General features: G+C 45.0%; 17 protein-coding genes. 8 read left to right on the forward strand and 9 right to left on the reverse strand.

The window, feature by feature from the left end; translation table 11 throughout:
• The first annotated feature begins 254 nt into the window (after positions 1 to 254).
• Together ACVBIK_RS03745 and ACVBIK_RS03750 are read left to right on the forward strand one after the other, a co-directional pair.
• Entirely contained in the window at positions 255 to 1,097 is an 843-nt protein-coding gene (locus ACVBIK_RS03745; RefSeq protein ID WP_447159101.1) for a formate dehydrogenase accessory sulfurtransferase FdhD, read from the forward strand.
• Positions 1,098 to 1,144: 47 nt separating this feature from the next.
• Positions 1,145 to 2,050: a substrate-binding domain-containing protein gene (locus tag ACVBIK_RS03750; RefSeq protein ID WP_447159102.1), complete on the forward strand. Its 906-nt coding sequence runs from the start codon at positions 1,145 to 1,147 to the stop codon at positions 2,048 to 2,050.
• Between the two features lie 4 nt (positions 2,051 to 2,054).
• Here ACVBIK_RS03750 and ACVBIK_RS03755 read toward each other — a convergent pair whose 3' ends face one another.
• The 3 genes from ACVBIK_RS03755 to ACVBIK_RS03765 form a co-directional block, all read right to left on the reverse strand.
• The gene (locus tag ACVBIK_RS03755) at positions 2,055 to 2,426 is read right to left on the reverse strand and encodes a nuclear transport factor 2 family protein (RefSeq protein ID WP_447169129.1); all 372 of its coding nucleotides are present in this window, start codon (positions 2,424 to 2,426) and stop codon (positions 2,055 to 2,057) included.
• A gap of 120 nt (positions 2,427 to 2,546) precedes the next feature.
• Positions 2,547 to 3,677 carry a 23S rRNA (adenine(1618)-N(6))-methyltransferase RlmF gene (gene rlmF / locus ACVBIK_RS03760; protein WP_447159104.1) on the reverse strand — a complete coding sequence of 377 codons (1,131 nt, stop codon included), beginning with the start codon at positions 3,675 to 3,677 and terminating at the stop codon, positions 2,547 to 2,549.
• 66 nt (positions 3,678 to 3,743) lie between these two features.
• The gene (locus ACVBIK_RS03765; protein WP_447159105.1) at positions 3,744 to 4,145 is read right to left on the reverse strand and encodes a flagellar basal body-associated protein FliL; all 402 of its coding nucleotides are present in this window, start codon (positions 4,143 to 4,145) and stop codon (positions 3,744 to 3,746) included.
• 153 nt (positions 4,146 to 4,298) lie between these two features.
• On the opposite strand from ACVBIK_RS03765, the gene ACVBIK_RS03770 reads away from it, so the two are divergent.
• Positions 4,299 to 4,862 carry a chorismate--pyruvate lyase family protein gene (locus ACVBIK_RS03770; RefSeq protein WP_447159106.1) on the forward strand — a complete coding sequence of 188 codons (564 nt, stop codon included), beginning with the start codon at positions 4,299 to 4,301 and terminating at the stop codon, positions 4,860 to 4,862.
• Positions 4,863 to 4,913: 51 nt separating this feature from the next.
• Here the strand turns inward: ACVBIK_RS03770 and ACVBIK_RS03775 are convergent, their stop codons facing one another.
• The 4 genes from ACVBIK_RS03775 to ACVBIK_RS03790 all read right to left on the reverse strand — a co-directional run bounded on the left by ACVBIK_RS03775 (position 4,914) and on the right by ACVBIK_RS03790 (position 11,085).
• Positions 4,914 to 7,718 carry an immune inhibitor A domain-containing protein gene (locus tag ACVBIK_RS03775; RefSeq protein WP_447169130.1) on the reverse strand — a complete coding sequence of 935 codons (2,805 nt, stop codon included), beginning with the start codon at positions 7,716 to 7,718 and terminating at the stop codon, positions 4,914 to 4,916.
• A 1-nt stretch (position 7,719) separates the two neighbouring features.
• Positions 7,720 to 8,022, reverse strand: a complete 303-nt coding sequence (locus ACVBIK_RS03780) for a hypothetical protein (RefSeq protein WP_447159108.1) — start codon at positions 8,020 to 8,022, stop codon at positions 7,720 to 7,722.
• A 143-nt stretch (positions 8,023 to 8,165) separates the two neighbouring features.
• Complete coding sequence (locus ACVBIK_RS03785) at positions 8,166 to 10,328, reverse strand: MGH1-like glycoside hydrolase domain-containing protein (RefSeq protein ID WP_447169131.1); 2,163 nt, start codon at positions 10,326 to 10,328, stop codon at positions 8,166 to 8,168.
• A gap of 160 nt (positions 10,329 to 10,488) precedes the next feature.
• Positions 10,489 to 11,085, reverse strand: a complete 597-nt coding sequence (locus ACVBIK_RS03790) for a YhgN family NAAT transporter (protein WP_447169132.1) — start codon at positions 11,083 to 11,085, stop codon at positions 10,489 to 10,491.
• A gap of 217 nt (positions 11,086 to 11,302) precedes the next feature.
• On the opposite strand from ACVBIK_RS03790, the gene ACVBIK_RS03795 reads away from it, so the two are divergent.
• Positions 11,303 to 12,928: a metal transporter gene (locus ACVBIK_RS03795; protein ID WP_447169133.1), complete on the forward strand. Its 1,626-nt coding sequence runs from the start codon at positions 11,303 to 11,305 to the stop codon at positions 12,926 to 12,928.
• 99 nt (positions 12,929 to 13,027) lie between these two features.
• Positions 13,028 to 13,798, forward strand: coding sequence for an NRDE family protein (locus tag ACVBIK_RS03800; protein ID WP_447169134.1), 771 nt, complete (start codon positions 13,028 to 13,030; stop codon positions 13,796 to 13,798).
• A gap of 290 nt (positions 13,799 to 14,088) precedes the next feature.
• Here the strand turns inward: ACVBIK_RS03800 and ACVBIK_RS03805 are convergent, their stop codons facing one another.
• Entirely contained in the window at positions 14,089 to 14,511 is a 423-nt protein-coding gene (locus ACVBIK_RS03805) for a YybH family protein (protein WP_447159113.1), read from the reverse strand.
• A gap of 140 nt (positions 14,512 to 14,651) precedes the next feature.
• Between ACVBIK_RS03805 and ACVBIK_RS03810 the strand changes: the two genes are divergently transcribed.
• Both ACVBIK_RS03810 and ACVBIK_RS03815 read left to right on the forward strand, forming a co-directional pair.
• Positions 14,652 to 15,203, forward strand: a complete 552-nt coding sequence (locus tag ACVBIK_RS03810) for a lysophospholipid acyltransferase family protein (RefSeq protein WP_447159114.1) — start codon at positions 14,652 to 14,654, stop codon at positions 15,201 to 15,203.
• Between the two features lie 64 nt (positions 15,204 to 15,267).
• Positions 15,268 to 15,894 (forward strand): LysE family translocator, encoded by a 627-nt coding sequence (locus tag ACVBIK_RS03815; protein ID WP_447169135.1) that lies wholly within the window; start codon positions 15,268 to 15,270, stop codon positions 15,892 to 15,894.
• Between the two features lie 105 nt (positions 15,895 to 15,999).
• Here the strand turns inward: ACVBIK_RS03815 and ACVBIK_RS03820 are convergent, their stop codons facing one another.
• On the reverse strand, positions 16,000 to 17,253 hold the full coding sequence (locus ACVBIK_RS03820; RefSeq protein WP_447159116.1) for a mechanosensitive ion channel family protein: 1,254 nt from the start codon (positions 17,251 to 17,253) through the stop codon (positions 16,000 to 16,002).
• Between the two features lie 190 nt (positions 17,254 to 17,443).
• On the opposite strand from ACVBIK_RS03820, the gene ACVBIK_RS03825 reads away from it, so the two are divergent.
• Positions 17,444 to 17,980: a TonB-dependent receptor gene (locus ACVBIK_RS03825; protein ID WP_447163115.1), complete on the forward strand. Its 537-nt coding sequence runs from the start codon at positions 17,444 to 17,446 to the stop codon at positions 17,978 to 17,980.
• Positions 17,981 to 18,300: the final 320 nt, after the last annotated feature.

Below are 18,300 nucleotides of genomic sequence, written 5' to 3' on the forward strand. Positions count from 1 at the left end.
ATATAGCAGTCCAACTATATAAATACTCCCCTAAGCTAAAGCAATATATGTGCCATACGATATCAATTAAATAGTTTGAACTAGATCAACTATTCCAAGCAAAGACTAGGACATTTTGTCTAAATAGCAATTACCGATAGGACATAAAAGGGCGACCCTAACACTAGAACTGTGATCTACTGCTAATTTATTCCCCCCTATAAAATTAGGTACAGATATTGCTTAGAACTAGGCGCAATTATTCCCTTTAACAGATGATGGGTCACATGACAGCATACAAAAGCAATCCAAAGTTAATTAAAACCAATACTGAAGTCCCTCTTACGATTGCTGTAACCGCCATTAATGAAAATGGTGAAAAAGTAGATAAGTTCATTGCTTGCGAACGCCCTCTCACTGTTTATCTAAATTGGCAGCCTATTGTGACGTTAATGACACTTGGCGCCCGAGCTGAAGCATTGTCATTAGGCTATCTTAAAAACCAGGGATTCATCTCAGATATCAATAAGCTAGAATCTGTCATCGTTGACTGGGATGTGAATTCAGCCGCCATCATTACCAGTGAGAAAATTGAAAATCTAGATGAAAAACTGTCTGAAAAAACCGTCACAACAGGCTGTGGACAAGGTACGGTTTACGGCGACTTTATGACTGGACTTGATGACATTAAGTTACCCACGCCTCAGTTAAAACAGAGCATGATCTATAGCTTGCTTAAAAATATCAGTGCCTACAATGAAACCTACAAAAATGCCGGTGCAGTGCATGGTTGTGGCTTATGCCAAGAAGACCAAATTGTTGGCTTTGTTGAAGATGTCGGTCGTCACAACGCTGTTGATACCTTAGCCGGTGAGATGTGGTTAAACCAAGATTCGGGTAACAACAAACTGTTTTACACCACTGGACGTTTAACCTCTGAGATGGTGATTAAAGTCGCCAAAATGGGGATCCCAGTGGTGTTATCCCGCAGCGGCGCAACACAGATGGGATTAGAACTCGCACAACAGCTTGGAATTACCATGATTGCTCGCGCTAAAGGTCGCCACTTCTTAATTTATAACGGTGCTGAGAATATTGAATTTGATGCAATTGCCTAACCGAATAGACCTAATAACTAGTATTAAATGCGCAACAAGGATTAATCATGACCGAGCCGACTGACCTGATCTATATGAGTGCCAAACAGGTATCTGAGTACCTAGATCTCAATGAGAAGAAAGTCTACTCAATGGCCAACGACCGCATTCTTCCCGCGACTAAAATAACGGGTAAATGGCTATTTCCAAAGATCTTAATCGATAGATGGGTGATGGATTCATGCCACAGCGGCATGCTATCTGATCGTATGCACATCACAGGTAGCGATGACCCACTCTTGTCAATGTTGGTCGCTAGAATGATGTCACAGGTGGGTAAAACCGAGCTCATCAGTTACAGCTCTACTGGTTCACGCTTAGGTTTAGACTTGCTTTCACGAGGTTATGCCGATGTGTGTACTCTGCACTGGGGCAGTGTTGAAGAGCGTAGTGTTCGCCACCCTGCTTTGTTACAGGGTTACGCTAACCACCAGCAATGGGTCATGGTGCACGGCTATACCCGTAAACAGGGCTTAATGATGCGTCCAGACATGCATCACCGCTGTCAGGAGTTGGACAAAGTGTCCCAACAGTCTTGGCGTTGGGTCGCTCGCCAAGCGGGAGCCGGTAGTCAACAACACCTTGAACAGTGGCTGATGAAGCAAGGTGCTTCATTTGAAGAGCTAAATTCAAGTATTGTGGCACAGAGTGAACGAGAGTTAGCGGGTTATATTGCTCGTAACAATGCCGATATCGGTTTTGGCTGTCAGTCGGTGGCACTTGAAAGTGGCTTGAGCTTTGTGCCACTCGTCACAGAGTCTTTTGATTTTGTCATGCCGCAGGGGATCTACTTTAGACGCCAGCTGCAAAGACTTTTCAACTTATTAGCTGAGCCACAAACCCAACAACTCGCAGCTACGCTTGGGGGATATGACTTAACAGATTGCGGTAAGTTACTCTGGAATGGCCAGTAATAAACTAGAACGGCTTACATTGGGTACCTTGATGAAATACCATTTGCCATAAATCTCGATTTTTTCGCCAGATAGAACTGCGAATTGAAAAGCTGATGACATTCTCATCAGCTTTTTTTAATGTAGCTCGATAGGTTACCTGACAAACATCAGGCGCCAACTCTCTCACTGCAAATTGGCTAGTTTCAATCAATGGCATACGTTCATCGGGCAATCTAGCAAGCACTTCCGCTTTGCCAAAGCTATAGCCGCTGGCTGCAAACTCTAGAAAATCATCACTCAGCAAACGCTCCAGCTCAGCACGAGAAGCTCTCACTTCAGGCTTTTGCAGATAGAGTTCTAGCTCAACAAGTAGGTTTTCCAGTTTGAAGTTCACAATAGAATCCCATAGCGCCAGTAGATTTATCCCTTTATCAGTCTAGGATAGCTTTTGATATTTTTGAAGTATCTCAGGTGCTTATTTAGCGATTAAACCTGACCACCTTCTGAAAGGTTACTACTGCGCATCACGAAACTGTTGCCACAACTCTCTTTGTTCAGGTTTAAGGAAAGTCCAAGCTAACACTCGAGTAATTTTATTTCCCTGATGCATCTCGATCTCTTTCACCTCATCGGCTTGTACTTTTTCAAGTAAGGCCATCGCCGGTTTCAAGTTTTCTTTTTTAGACACCAAGGTGGTAAACCATAAGCATTGATTGGCAAAATCTCGACTCTCGCTAATCATCACTTGTAAAAACTGCTGCTCACCGCCCTCACACCATAACTCAGCTTTTTGCCCGCCAAAGTTCAGTACTGTGTTCGACCTATCCGCGATCGCTTTAGGTTTATCCGCAGCAAGTTTTACTGATTTAGCTCTATTTGCCGCTAAGTTTTTAATTTTACGAGCTGTACCTTCATTCGCCTCGGCCAAAGAGGCATGAAACGGTGGGTTACATAAGGTCAGATCGAAACGGTCATCGGCTTGGATCACACCACAAAAAACCTGTTTTGGATTTGTTTGTAGGCGTGCACCAAAGTGATCACTGATCTCTGGATTATGAGCAAATATTGTTTGTGCATTCGTTATCGAAAGCGGATCCACATCACTGCCCACAAAGTTCCATCCATAAGACTGGATCCCCAATAATGGATAGATAACGTTGGCACCGGTACCGATATCTAACACCTTAACTCTCGGCCCTTTAGGTACTCGTTTCTTACTGGATTTCTTAACCGCGAGTAGATCTGCCACATAGTGAATGTAATCGGCACGACCAGGGATCGGCGGGCATAAAAAGCCAGTTGGTATATCCCAGTTATCAACGCCATAATGCAATTTCAACAGCGCGGAATTGAGCATTTTAACCGCTTGTGGATCGGCAAAGTCTATCGATAGATTACCGTAGGGATTAGGCTTAACAAACGGTTTTAACGCTGCAAAGGCTGCGATCAAAGCTGGAAAGTCATAGCCCTGGTTGTGCACGTTTCGCGGATGCAGCGACTTAGTCGTTTGCCCCTTAACAATCGCAGTTTTCTGCCCCTTAGTCGCAGGCTTTGAATGTGGCGATGTAGAGGCTACTTTTCGCTTGGGTGCTGAAGGCTTACTCGCCTTGCGCTCTTGAGTTGAAGATTTAGTTTTATGACTCATGTTTTAACGCGCCAGCACCTGTAAAAGAGCAAACACTACAAATGTTTGCATTGAAAATTAATCTTATTAATCATAAAGGTATTTAGTAAACAGTAAGTTTACTACCAGAGGACTACCCGTTTCTTGTTCCAGAAGTTGATTCACTTTCTCGTAGCATTGACGACGGATCTCTTCCTTACCCGTTAAAGACTTCACCTTGTCTTCAGTCTGGTTGCCTAAGATCTCAACAATCGCAGCTCTTAACAGAGGATCATGCCTCTCTAAACTAACCAGTTGTTCTGGTTTTTTAACCATTAATTCGACACTTAGTCTGACATAGCCCAACTTCTTTCTATTGGAAATATAGTTAGTCACTATCTCAGGTTCGAAGCCATAGTAAGCGTACTCTTCTAGCGGCTTATTGTCGGCTGCCACAGCACTAAAGCTGCTGCAGAGCGCCACGAGTAGTACGGCTATTATTTTGTTCATCTTCAAACTTACTCCCTAGTCGATATTCGATGAGACCGAGTCTCATTCCATGTTGTTACATGCCGAGCTAATCACTCTGAGTCGACAACCTCTACCTGCAACGGCATGGGCATGCTAGACTGCTTCGGTTTGCTGTATTGTACCGAGAATTTGATGACTGTGACTAGGCTAAGCTTCCCTTATGGTGAATCAATCCAATGGTTTTCACCAGAACAAATCGCCAATTTACCTACGCCACCTTTTAAGGACTGGCTATTAAGCACTTGTAGCTTAACGCAAAAACTAAAAAAGCAATGCACTCACTTTGAAGTCCGAGTTCTTGGAGAGGACACCCTAATTCCCCCTGTAGAAGAGGCCTTTGGCAACGAAAGCATGTGGATTAGAGAGGTGTTACTCGTTTTAGATGGGATCCCGTGGATTTTTGCGAGAACCCTAATCCCTGGGCGATTACTAGAGAAAAAACAACAAGATTTTCTAGGCTTAGGCGGCAGACCATTGGGCGAATTACTCTATTCAACCGATGAGTTTACTCCAGGCAGAATTGAAGTGGCGCATTTTGAAGCCTGCAGCAAAATAGCTAAACTGGCAAAATCACTGCAACAAGATGTCAGTGAAGAGTTGTGGGGGCGCCGTCGCTACTTTCAACATGAAACCGAACAATTGGTGGTGAGCGAGGTTTTCTTACCCGCCGCTCAAGCAGCCATCGCTAAACTTTAGCGCTATCGCTGGCATAGAAAACGATCTGTTTTATGCCAGCGAGTCATGCTGTTATTGGCGACGATACACACCCAGTAGAGCAAGCATTACCAGCGACAACCAACCTAAACTTCCACCTCCAGAAGAGCCCGCAGGCTCAATAACTGCAGCTGCCACCGTAATGAGTTCACTCTTTTGCGCTGTTTGCCCCATACTGTCTGTCACCGTTAACTTAACGGTATAGCTACCTGCTACGCCATAAGTGTAACTAGGAGATTGAGCAGCGCTGGTATTGCCATCGCCAAAGTCCCAAAGGTAACTCAAGTCACCATTACCGCCTGTCGACTGATTGATGAAGCTCACTAATAAGTTAGATGTGGTTTGAGTGAAGCCCACCTCTATCGCTGACCCCACAACAAGGTTGGTGTTATTGGTAAAACTTATACCATTACCATCTGTTACGGTTACCGTGATGAGGTAATTACCATCAGTTGCGTAGGTGTAGCTGGGTGAAGCCTGACTACTGGTGCCATCAGTGGTACCAAAATCCCATGCGTAAGTATAATTGCCATCACCACCACTCGCATTGGCGGAGAAGCTTGCTTCTCGACCTTGTAAGCTATAACTAATACTGCTGTTGAGCTCTTGTGAGTCTGCTGGCGTTTGGCTGGTATACCTAAACTGCACCATCGCATTACTGCTATTGCCTGATTGAGTCATCACCTCCATGGTTAAGCCCAATTCCGGTAACACAGTGCCAGACTCCTTTTGCAGTGGCGCACTGTAATCATTGGCATCATCGAATAACTTAGCCGCCCCAAGGTGTTCATCGTTAAGGTAGCTCGACTGGTTAAATAAGCTAAAAGCTGCATCTCTGACTTGAACACTCGAATCATTGCTGCCAATTAAGTTTTGATCAGCATCGACCACACTAATCAAGCTATAGCCGGGGTGGTTGCTCACTTCATTGTTAATGTACTCTTGGTTTTCAAACCATAATACAACCCCAGGATCATAAGATTTAGATTTAAGACCTTTATCAATACCTTGCTGGCTTCTTAGCTGAACAATGTAACGCCTGTCTTTACCTGGACGCTTATTACTTACTCTGGCAAACCCTGCATAGGCAATATCAGCCTCTAACTCACCACCATTAAAAAATATCGTATCGGTGTTATCGAGCATGATGTCGATATCATCGATCACTATGCCATAGTCACCCACGGCCTGATCCGTCACATATCGCACCGAGAGACGTACATCTCGGCCAGCATAAGGACTCAAATCAAACAGCAGGTTAACCCAAGCATCTGCGCCTTCGGCGCCAGCTAAATCGCTGGATTTACCGGTAATAATATTGCGTTCATTATTCTTCGAGTTACTCGCCTTAGTGTACTGACCAGCTATAGGTACACCATCGACCAGCAGCTGCGCGTAATCATAATCTTGCTCAATGCTCCAATGTGCTTGCATCGATAATACAAGTGGCGTGGCAGCGGGTAATTCAACATCGAATGACATGGCATGATTAATCATATCGCCTTGATCTGAATAGTACTGATACGAGCCGCTATATGGCTGTTTAAACTCAACATCCACAGCAGGGATTGGAATTGAGATTTGGTTGACCTGCTCATGGTTGACCGCCTCTACAAGATTAATATCTAACCCAGTATCGGCAATAGAATCGAGGGGCACAATTTGCTCAGTAACCCAATTACCGCCATAGATACTCTGTAGGTAAGAACGCGCATAAGGGCTAAAGCCTGATGGCATTGAGCCAGCAAGCGAACCGGCCCAACTCCCTCCCGCCATGAGCGACCAAAACCCTACCGGAGCCCCTTTACCGAGCTGCGTCGTGTCATACTCGTCAGGCAAGCCTAGGTCATGGCCAAATTCATGCACACATACACCCAGTGCCGCATCAATGGGCTGAATGGTATAGCCCGAAAGCTTAATGGCTGTTCCAGGTAGCATATAACTGCCCCCATCGACAAACGAGCGATGGGACCAGATAGCATCGGCGCCCAACATCCCTCCACCCGCTTCTTCACCAATGCTCGAGTGGAAAATCATCACATGGTCGATAATGCCATCGGCTTCATTTGTTACACCGTTATTGTTTAAGTCAAAAGGATCTTCGATATCATAGCGAGCTAATTCAGCATCACTCATACCAGCAACCGCAGCAGTAACAGCTTCTTTGACTAAATCAGACACCGCGATGTCGTTATCATTATCATTGGGATCGTTACCGCCATAAACAGCCGCATTATTATCCGCTCGATACCAGCCCTTTACATCACCGGTAAAGAAAAAACTGCCACCCGATTCGGCTTGATAGTATTGATACCCTGTCATCAAGGTTTGCCCTTGAGGACCGTCATAACCCGTTTCAGAAAATAATAATGAGCGATAATGTTCGACCGAATAATCGTTATAGAACATCTGAGTATCACTACTGGTTAAGCCATTGTCGTTATGGGGAAGATCTGGGAAATCGATAAGTACGGTAAGCACTTTGACCGTTTTATCATTAAAACTCTTCACCAAGGGTGATGAATTGCTAGCTAACTTCGCCCGCTGTTTAGCCCGCTCAAGTCGTTTAAATTGCTGTTGTGCTTGGATCAATGGGATTTTCTTCACCCCACCAGCTCGTTTAGTAAACGCCTCTATCGCTTGCTGTTTTTCAGCTTCAGTTGCGTCAGCAGAAATCTCTCCGCGTTTAACCAGCCAATATAGCACCTGCTCTTTATTGATAATGTTGGCATCAGCAGTCGTACCCGATGTCACCGGAGCTGCCAGAGCGATAGGAGAAAATGAAATGAATGCACCCAAAAATACTGTGAACAATTTAGTTTTAAGCAATTTATTCATACTACTGACTTCCTTTTTTACAGTCTTTGAATGCCTTTTGACGCTTGCGGATATATTCGTTTACCGCCTCTTGCGCTTCAGCCTCAGTCATCTGCTCAGTAATCAAGCCACGCTCTTTAAGGTTAGCCTGTAATTTACTGGTATCGTGAATGGGTGACATAGAGCTGCACAAGGCTTGCTTGCGAGGAACATCGCTATGGGAGTCGGTAATAATCGACTGCTGTTGTATCTCGTGAGAGCGACTATTGCAGGCCGATACCAAAACAACACTAAGAAAAATAAAGACAAAAACAGAGACTTTCATAGACCACCCAACACTGCTGAATCACAAAACAATAACAACAACAGCAATACATTAACAGTCAGATTGATATATTTAGGTGGTCAATTTATTAAAAATAGGATTATCGACTAATTTTTATTGAGTTAGCAGCAAAAACATTGTGATTAATTATTATTCACATCGGTCAACCATGATTGATAAATAAGCAATAGTACAGAAGCTGACCAACTAAAATTAGTGCAGTGCAACCCCTCACCTGTGAGTGGGTTGTAATTTTCCCGAATCGGACTCTGGCCCAAAATCCCCTCTCCCTGCATCACCAATTGTGTTGCAAGCGCCTGAGCTTGCGAGTGATAACCGTAACGCTCAATCCCTTGCAAGCCAAATAATGCCTGATCTAACCACACTGGTCCGCGCCAATACTTTGCAGCAGCAAAGCTAGGACTGTCGGCACTCACTGTTGGAAATGGAATCAAGGTGCCAAATTGCGCAGCCCCAAGATGACGTTCAACAATAATCTTGGCCTGGGCATCACTTGCAGCCCCAGCCCAAAGGGGAAGCCAGCCTTCAACGCCCTTACCTTGCTCTATCATCAATTCGCTGCCTGTTGCAAAATAACGAATATCATAGAAAAACCCTGATTCAGGATCATACATCTGCATCTGGATCTGCTTGGCTAACCTCGTCGCCTCCACATCCCACTTCTTGGCATCACCATTACCCAATGCCTCAGCCATCTGCTGCAAAAAACGTTTCTCAGCATACAGATAAGCATTAAGATCAACCGACTCCTGTGATACCGAATAACCTACTAATTGACCTGCACTATGATTTTGCCACACAGTTAATGCACCATCCACATCAAATCGTGGCGCGTTATCCATTCCCGACTCCCACGCAGCCGCTTCAATAACAGCTTCCGCATTAATAGAGCCATCTTCATTGAGGTGCATTGGATGCAGATTAGCGCCGTACTCGGCTAAACCGTTATCGTTGTTGTCACGGTTGCGATACCACCATTCATGATACGCCACCAATTTGGGATACATGGTCGTGAGAAAGCCCACATCCTTATCTTGCTCGTAGATCTGCCACACCGCCCACGCGGCCAATGGCGGCTTACCATTACGCTCGTTCCAGTTGCCTCCACCACCACCACGCTGAGCATCTTTATTGTAAAAAATGGCGTCAGGCAGATTGCCTGCATCTTGTGGTCTTAACGGATCTTGCGCCGTAAATTGATAATCAAACATGGCGAGTACATTCGATTTCGCCAACTCAGTATCGAATCGGGCTAAGGCAACCGCCTGCTTCCAGGTATCCCAGGCCCATACACCGTTAAACCATTTATAAGTAATCGATGGGGTAATCACATCATGGGCAAGCGCTCCAGCTGGGCTACGCCAGTTATGCAGCAAGGTCAGCATGCTTTTCACGCCCAGTTGGCGAGCACTTTTATCACCACCTTGAATACCGTTATCGAGTCTTGATTGCCACTGACCGCGATTGCTCGCAAGCTGGGTATCAATCAGGGCCCAGTCGGGTTCCTTATGTGCTGTGCGCTCGGCTTGAGTATGAAAATAACGCTGCGCCGATACGAAGGTATGCTGCTGGCCCGCCTCTATGGCAATTGGCTTGGCGATGGCGCGATAACCGGATTTCTCGTTAAGATTAATCTTCATATCGCGATCAAACCAAAGATCATACTCGGCATCAGCTAACTGAATTTGCCAAGTTTCCATGATCGGATTAAGTTGCCATCGAATATGGTTTTCCCCGGCTAGCGTCTGCTTTATCAAGCTGTAATCAGGCAATGAAGGGGGTGAGGTGAAGGGCGCGCCATGCCACACCAACTGCCAGTGTTGCGGCTGATGAGACAGGTTGATTAACTCAGTATGGATCACTGCTGTGCGATTATCGCTATAACTCAGGCTTAAATTCACCTGCAGATCAGACCAAGTAAAAGACTGCACTAGACCATCAGGCTTACTGTAAATCTCAACCTTATTGGCACTTTCAAAGGCAATAAACTCGTCTTTATCTAGATTAATAAGCTGCAAGCGCTGCAAACTATCACTCAGATGCAAACTGTACTCTTGCGCGATAAACAAGGGCCCAGTAAAACTCGCGTAGTAATCCGCATTGTCGGGCAAGTGAAAGCCATGCCAGGCACCCTGGTCGGTATAAACAGAGCCTATGGCCAGATTACCCTTATTATCGCGCTGCTCCATCGAGCTTGGCGTACCCTGATACGGCAGCAGGTTTTGATAATCGGGAGAATCGAGTGAGGAAAGACTGGCGATACACAGTAGCAGGCAATTTAGCATGAGTTATTGTTATTTTTGAATATTATATCCCGAGTATTACAGGCTAAAATTTGTTCTGCAAGCCCGTTTAACCTTAGTTAACGATCCAAAAACTGAAATCATTATTGTCAGTCATTGATACCGAGACTTAACTGAGGTAGATGCGCGTTTGCCAATCAGCTTACTGCCCGGTGTGACTAATGTAATTAGCGACACCGTCGAGGAACATCTGCACCGAGATCATCACCAGTACCATCCCCATAAGACGCTCGACAGCAGTTAGGCCTTTTTCACCTAAGACTTTAGTGAACGCTTTATAGAATAGCAAAATCACCGCACTTACGCCCCAAGCAGATACCAGTGCGATAGTCCAATCGAGCATGCGCTCATTGTCCGTGTGCGCCAGTAAAATCAATGCGGCTAACACAGAAGGGCCAGCCATTAATGGGATAGCCATGGGTACAATAAAAGGCTCTTCACCTGCCGCCAGACCAACCATGCCACCGGGTTGAGGGAAAATCATCCGAATCGCGATTAAGAAGAGAATAATACCGCCTGCAATACTCACCGACTCAGTGCGTAAATTCAGAAAGTTAAGGATAGCTTCCCCGGCGAACAGAAATAACATCATGATCACCAGCGCAAATAGCAACTCACGGATCAACACGCCACGGCGCTTTTTAGGTTCAATATGACGTAATATCGACGCAAAAATAGGTAAATTACCTAAAGGGTCCATAATAAGAAATAACATGACTGCCGCAGAGAAAGTATCCATAAGTAAATAATTCTATTCGCTGTAAAATATAATATTCTATAGTGTTTAACCGACAACTTAACAAATAGCAGCCAAACAACACCACATAAATTCACAATTAACTTGAATTAGTTGCGACTGAGTATCAATGTAAATTCAACATTGCACTCTGCTAATTCGCCACAACACTGGTATACTATGTCGTTTTTTCCGTGCTGCCGGTTTAATTTGGAACTCAATGCTGTATCTCTTAGCTAGCTGTATCGCACTATTATTAGGTCCGCTGTTTTATCGATTCTTTTCGGCAGGCAATGGATTACAAAAAGGCCTAGACGGATTTATATTCGTGTCTCTGGGCGGCTTAGTGCTGATCCATATTCTTCCTGAGCTATTAGAACATGGCGGATTTCTGGCCATTGTATTTGTCGTTATCGGCATGTGGGGGCCCACTCTCAGCGAGCGTCTGTTCCACCGCTATTCAGAAGTGACCCACAATCTCACCTTAATTCTAGGTATTGGCGGCCTATTGCTGCATACCATCACAGATGGTGGCGCGATGATCTTAGCCCAGCAAGAGGGCAACTCCATCTTGCTAGCACTCGGCATTATTCTACATAGATTACCTGTAGGCGTTGCGATCTGGTGGTTGCTCAAACCACAAGTCGGCAGTCGCTGGGCAATGGTGGTATTAGCTGCCATGATGCTACTTACCTGTGTAGGCTATTTTGCTGGTGAACAACTACTGTCGCAGTTAAGCCTAGAAAATACAGTTTACTTACAAGCCTTTGTAACAGGCTCAATCTTGCATGTGGTGCTGCATCAGCCTCACGGCTCACCCGACACTGACAAGCAAGGCAAATACGAATATCAGGCTGGTATCGGCAGCTTGTTGGGTATCGTTTTACTGGTACTACTGCTAATGGTAGATTCAGGCGGTCACGAGCATCATCACCATAGTCATACAACAGAACACCTGCTCGACTGGATGCTGACGATAGCCCCAGTATTATTACTGGCTTACGCGGTGGCGAGTCTGCGCTTTCATTATGGACTCACGCCTCATGATCAGCAGTTAAGCCGTCTCTGGTTACAACGATTACTTGGCCCTGAAGCCATAATCATTACCGGCTTACTTTTAGGACCAACATTTGCGTTATTACAAGCAATCTCGGTACTGATTATTGGCTGGCAATTGACACGCTGCAATGTTGAGCCGACGGATCCCCATGACCACCTTCCCGCTTCAGCGTGGCGCTTTGGCTTCGCACACTTAGTTGACCGCAGTGCGCCATGGATCCTATTGAGCCTAGTGTTAGCCAATCTAATTGGTCACCCTGCAGTGCCATTATCGAGCCCGCTAGTACAGGTTATTGTGCTGTTATTGGTATTTTTACCTATGCGCTTCTGTAATTTAGGTGCTGCGGTATTATCGTTATCGTTAGCCTACAGTGGCTGGACGACCACAGCGGTTATGCTGCCATTAATCGCCGCGCCAATATTTAATTTAGCTCAGCTAAAATTGATGAATTGGACGCAAAAGGCCAGCTTATTTGCGCTACTGATCACCTTGCTAGGTGCAATTGAGTTATTACACCCTAAATGGCAAGCCCTGGTTCATCTGCCTGCCACGCTAAACAATATCTGCTTAATCATAGTGGCTATCTTGTTTGCAACCAGTTTGCTTCGCCTTGGACCACGTAAGTTCTTGAGTCGATTAATGCTACTTAAGCCTAAATCACATGCCCATGATCACGCTCACGCACATTCAGACAAGCATGCGCACTCTGATGCACAAGAACATAACAATAGTCATGCGCATAACCATGGCCATAAAAAGAAGCATAACCACAAACATCATCACTAGGCTTTAGACATTAGAATTTAGGTTCTAAACCTCTAGTCGCTAGCTTTTCTAAGTCATGGGCATTAACCTGTATCCATGACTTAGATTTGAGCTTTGTTTATGTGCATTCTATTTGTAGCCCTGCAAACCCACCCCGAATTCCCATTAATCATCTGCGCGAATCGCGATGAGTTTCACTATCGCCCAACCGAACCCGCTCATTTCTGGCCCGCATTAAATCAGTCACATAAACTGCTAGCCGGAAAAGATCTCGAAGCCGGTGGCACCTGGCTTGGAGTAAACCAGCAAGGTAAGGTTGCCGGCCTCACCAATATTCGCGCGCCAGAACTTAACCAAAATGACATGAAAAGCCGGGGTGAACTGGTGCTAAAAGCCCTTGAGGCTGATGGTATAGATCAACGCTGGTTGCAGGATTACAGTCGCTTCTACAATCCATTCAATTTGCTCTTTGGCGACGAACACCTGTTGCAATGCTTCGATAGTCGCAGTCAAACGCTGACTACTCTCAACCGCGGATTTCACTCCATCAGTAATGGTGCGCTAGATGACATTTGGCCTAAGATGGCTCGGGGCACTCAAGCAATAGAACAGCACATTAGCAATCACACCACGCCCGATATCGACGCCTTACTCAATATAATGACCGACAATACCCAAGCGCCCGATGCAGAGTTACCGGCAACAGGCGTGAGTGTAGAGTGGGAACGCCACTTATCATCAATCTACATTCAGCATGAAGAGTATGGTACTCGCTCGACCAGCATTATTTTAAAAGACAAACAGGGCAAGATACATTTCACTGAAGTGAGGTATGACGGCAAGGGGCGAAACTTAGGTAGGGATGAGTTCGTTATAGCGCCAGCAAGTTAAGCTGGCTTTTTTGCGAGCCGAATATTGAGCTCATCTGATATTGTACTCACCTTAGAGCGAGTTCAAGCAATAGTAAGATGAGCGTCTCCGGTATTAATCTTTTACTTTACGCTCATCTATCACAGCATGCCCAATCAAAAAGAGTGAGCCTATAACCAGTAAGGCCGCAGGTAATATAAACGCCATATAAACTCCTTACTTTTGTTAAAGCTATCAATATCAAGCTTTGCAGTCTAAAAGTTTGCTCGCTCAGCGAGAGGTTAGCTAATGACAGTTTTAGTCTAGCAGGCTCAATCCGATGTGTGGTCATGAGTGATCACCCAGCGATCATCGATTTTTTCAACCAGCAAAGTAAACACACCATTAGGGTTATCTTTAGCTCGCTCTAGTGACCAGCGTCCGACAACGATCGCCGCATAGTTACTTAGCATCTTGGTTTCTTTAATCGTAAAAGTGAGTGCGCCTAAAGCCGCCTTGTCTGGATAATGCTTCTTGTATGCCGCTAAGGTTTTATCCCAGCCGTAGCTAAATTTGCCATTCGACACAAAACGCATTTTGTCGTTATTCCAATAGCCTTGCATGTAAGCATCCAAGTCACCGCGATTCCATGCAGCCTGTTGTTCAGCCAAAATACTCGCAATATCATCCGTTGGCACAGCGTTGGCATTAAAGGCCAAACACAACAATAAGACACTGATTCCTTTTTTAAACATTGCCACTCTCCGATCGGGCTTTATTAGGTGTACTATACCCAAATATCCATCTGACGTCTTGCCGCCAATCATAGCTAATGATTGGCTAAAGCGGCAGAAAACATCAATACTCTAAAAAAAGGCCGGAAGGTTTTCGTTATATGTTTCAATTATTTTGGAAAGGGCTGCTAAAACTCATCGGCTGGAAAATATCCGGCGAGCTGCCAAAAGATAAGCAATTTATTGCGATTGTCGCACCGCATACCAGCAACTGGGACTTCATCATTGGGGTTATCGCCCGTGGCGCACTAGGCGTACAAATCAACTTCTTAGGTAAGCATCAACTGTTTATCCCACCGTGGGGCTGGTTTTTTCGTGCTATTGGTGGCACCCCCGTCGACAGACGTCAAAGTAACAATATGGTCGATGCCGTAGCCGAGTTATTTCAAGCCAATCCCAATTTCCGTCTAGCTTTGGCTCCAGAGGGCACCCGTAGCCCAGTATCTCGCTGGAAAACTGGTTTTTATCATATCGCCAATAAAGCTCAAGTACCGATCATAACCGTCGGACTCGATTTCGGTAGCAAGACAGTTGTGATTGCCGAAGGCAAAACACCAACAGGCAACATTCGACAAGATATGAACGAAATCGTCGACTTTTACCGCTCAATTCAAGGCCGTCACCCTAAGGCTATCCCCGACTATAATCCTTAGGTGTTTGCCTAAATAATGTCTGGCGGCTATAGTGCTGCCAGTCATTTAAAATTGTATAAAATCTATGAGCTTTGATACCTGGTTACTCTACCTGTTTGCCATATTGTTGATTGCCGTGTCTCCTGGCACCATGGCTGTATTGTCTATGGGTCACGGCATTCACTATGGTAAGAGTCGCAGCATAGCCACTGCATTTGGCAGCGTCACTTCGGCATTGATATTAATGATGGCGTCAGCTGCCGGCTTAGGCGCCCTGTTAAGCGCGACTGAATACGGCTTTACGATATTAAAATGGTGTGGCGCAGCTTATCTTCTGCTTCTTGGGATTAAATTACTGCTCACCAAGGGCGATGGTAAAGGCTTAGAGCTTAAGACAACCCAAGGTAAAGGCACGCCAAAACAGCTATTTAAACAGGCCTTTTGGGTGGGCATTAGCAACCCCAAAGATCTGCTGTTTTTTGCCGCATTGTTCCCTCAATTTATCGATATTACAGCGCCTCAAGGGCCACAACTGGCCATACTTGCTGCAACTTGGGCCGTGGTAGATTTTAGCTTTGTCATGATCTACGCCAGCATGGCGAATGTGCTCGCGCCAACACTGAAGTCGAGTAATAAACTGCATTGGTTTGATAGAACTAGCGGTGGAGTATTTGTGGCATTAGCGGCAATTTTGGTGACTCGCGAAAACTAATTTCTCACCAATACCAATCAGTGTAAGCCACAAAATAAACAGCCAGGATTAATACTGATGAGTGTAAACCTGGCTGTTGCTATGTATCGCAATATCAAGAAAAGATTAATGCTTCAAGCTGCGAACATCCGCTCCCGTCGGGCCTTGGAATACTCTTAAACCAAATTCAGGCAATATCGCAAACAGGTGATCAAATATATCGGCCTGAATGCCCTCGTAAAAATCCCATCTTGTATCGTTAGTAAACACATAAAGCTCGATAGGGACGCCTAGCTCGGTTGGTGCCAGTTGACGCACCATCAGCGTCATATCTTTACGGAGCTTATCGTGCTGAGTTAAGTACTCTTGGATATAAGCCCTAAAAGTACCTAAGTTGGTTAGATGACGGCTATTCACATACATGTCTGCATCTTGTACATGAGCGTTATATGTAATGATCTCCGCCGACTTTGCAGAGAAATAGTCTTTAAGATGATTGATCTTGCTTAAGCTACGCATATCATCTTCAGTTAAAAAGCGCACCGATTGAATGTCAATTTGTATCGCACGTTTGATCCGTCGCCCACCAGATTCAGACATACCACGCCAGTTTCTGAAGGCCCCAGAAACCAAAGCATAAGCGGGTAACATGGTCAGGGTCTGGTCAAAGTTGCGCACTTTAACAGTGGTTAACGACACCTCCTCTACTGTGCCATTGGCTCCAAAGTTGTCCATTTCGATCCAGTCACCCGGGCTCACCATACGGTTAGCAGCAAGCTGAATACCCGCCACAAAGCCCAAAATGGTATCTCTAAATACCAACATGACTAAACCCGTCGCGACACCTAAACCACTTAAGAAATAAACAGGTGATTGGTTTGCTAACACTGAAATAGAGATGATGATAGCCACAAAGAACATGAACAATTTAGCCAGCTGCACAAAGCTCTTAATCGGTAATCTACGACTCACTAAATTATAATCAGCGATTTCATTGGCAGCGTCTAACGAGCTATAAATAGCGCGAACGAGCAACACCACAATCATCACGTCGAGTAACCGGTCGCTTAAGCTACTCATTACTTTATGGTCACTCAACGCCAGCGGCATCAAAATATTCAAGATAAGAACGGGAACCAGTATCGCGATCTTCTCGAGTACTTGATGACGCATGAAAATATCGTCCCAATGCGCTTTCGAACGCAGAATAACCATATTCATGGTGGTTACAACGCCGCGCTTGACGAAGAAATAACCAATAAAAGCGATAATAAAGCATGCAACCACCATAATAGCGCTAGACATACCATCTGATGGCTGAGCATCAATGCCGAACTTGGTAAGCCACTCCACTATCGATGAGCGTAATTTCTGATCCAAAATCTCTCTCCACTTTTGATCGACCCCACACGGAGCATCGATCTAAACAAAGCCCAACATCAGTATCGAGCTAGTTCAACACTATTGTTACAAACCGCTATTATTTCGGCTATTTTAGCACTGTTGGTTGACTGTAAACAAAAGATTGAGAACAATCCATCATCCTATGTCAGACGTTTAAGAGATAAGCATGATTAGATTATTAGTAGCCAGCTTAGTCGCTTTATTTAGCCTTAACGCTATGGCAAATGATTACAGCCAAGACGACACGTTCAAACCAGCCCCCGTAATGGCTATAACTGTAGACTATATTCCCGCCGCAGAAGCTATGTACGGTATCACCGTTGCGCCTCGCCATTATGACCGTGACTATGCCGACTGGGGCTATTACATAGGTTATGCCCAGAGTAAAAAAGAAGATGTTTACGTCGAGCCGCCGGGTGAAGCCTACACTCGTGACACCCTCTGGCGCTTTGGCCTCAGTTATTCACTCACCAGTGATCTCAGCCTCTATGGCGGTGCCGCGGCCTATACAACAGAGTATTCTTCAACCACCAATATCGTCCCTTATATTGTCGGTGCCGAGCCCGTCTGGGAAACAGATAAAAATACCACATGGGGAGCAGAAGTCGGCCTGCGTTACGTTATAGGTAAACGCCTTATACTAGGTGCTGGCTATAACTCGGCAACAGAGTCCGCAGTCTTTAGCATCGGTTACTCTATGTAAGAGCTAGCGACTATGTATGACTTAGAAACTATGTATGACTTAGAGATGATGTATAAATTAGAAACTATGTATGAATTAGAGATGATGTATAAATCATAAACTATGTATAAATTAGAGATGATGTATAAATCAGAAACTATGTATAAATTAGAGATGATGTATAAATCAGAAACTATGTATAAATTAGAGATGATGTATAAATTAGAGACGATATGCTCAAACATCGTCAAAGTATCATTTTCTGAGGGTGTAACAGATTCTGTGTAACTGCAGTTTTAGTTAATATGTTTCACAAGTCTGTCTTCAAACTCAATAATAAA

It is taken from the genome of Shewanella sp. 125m-1 (assembly GCF_052977065.1).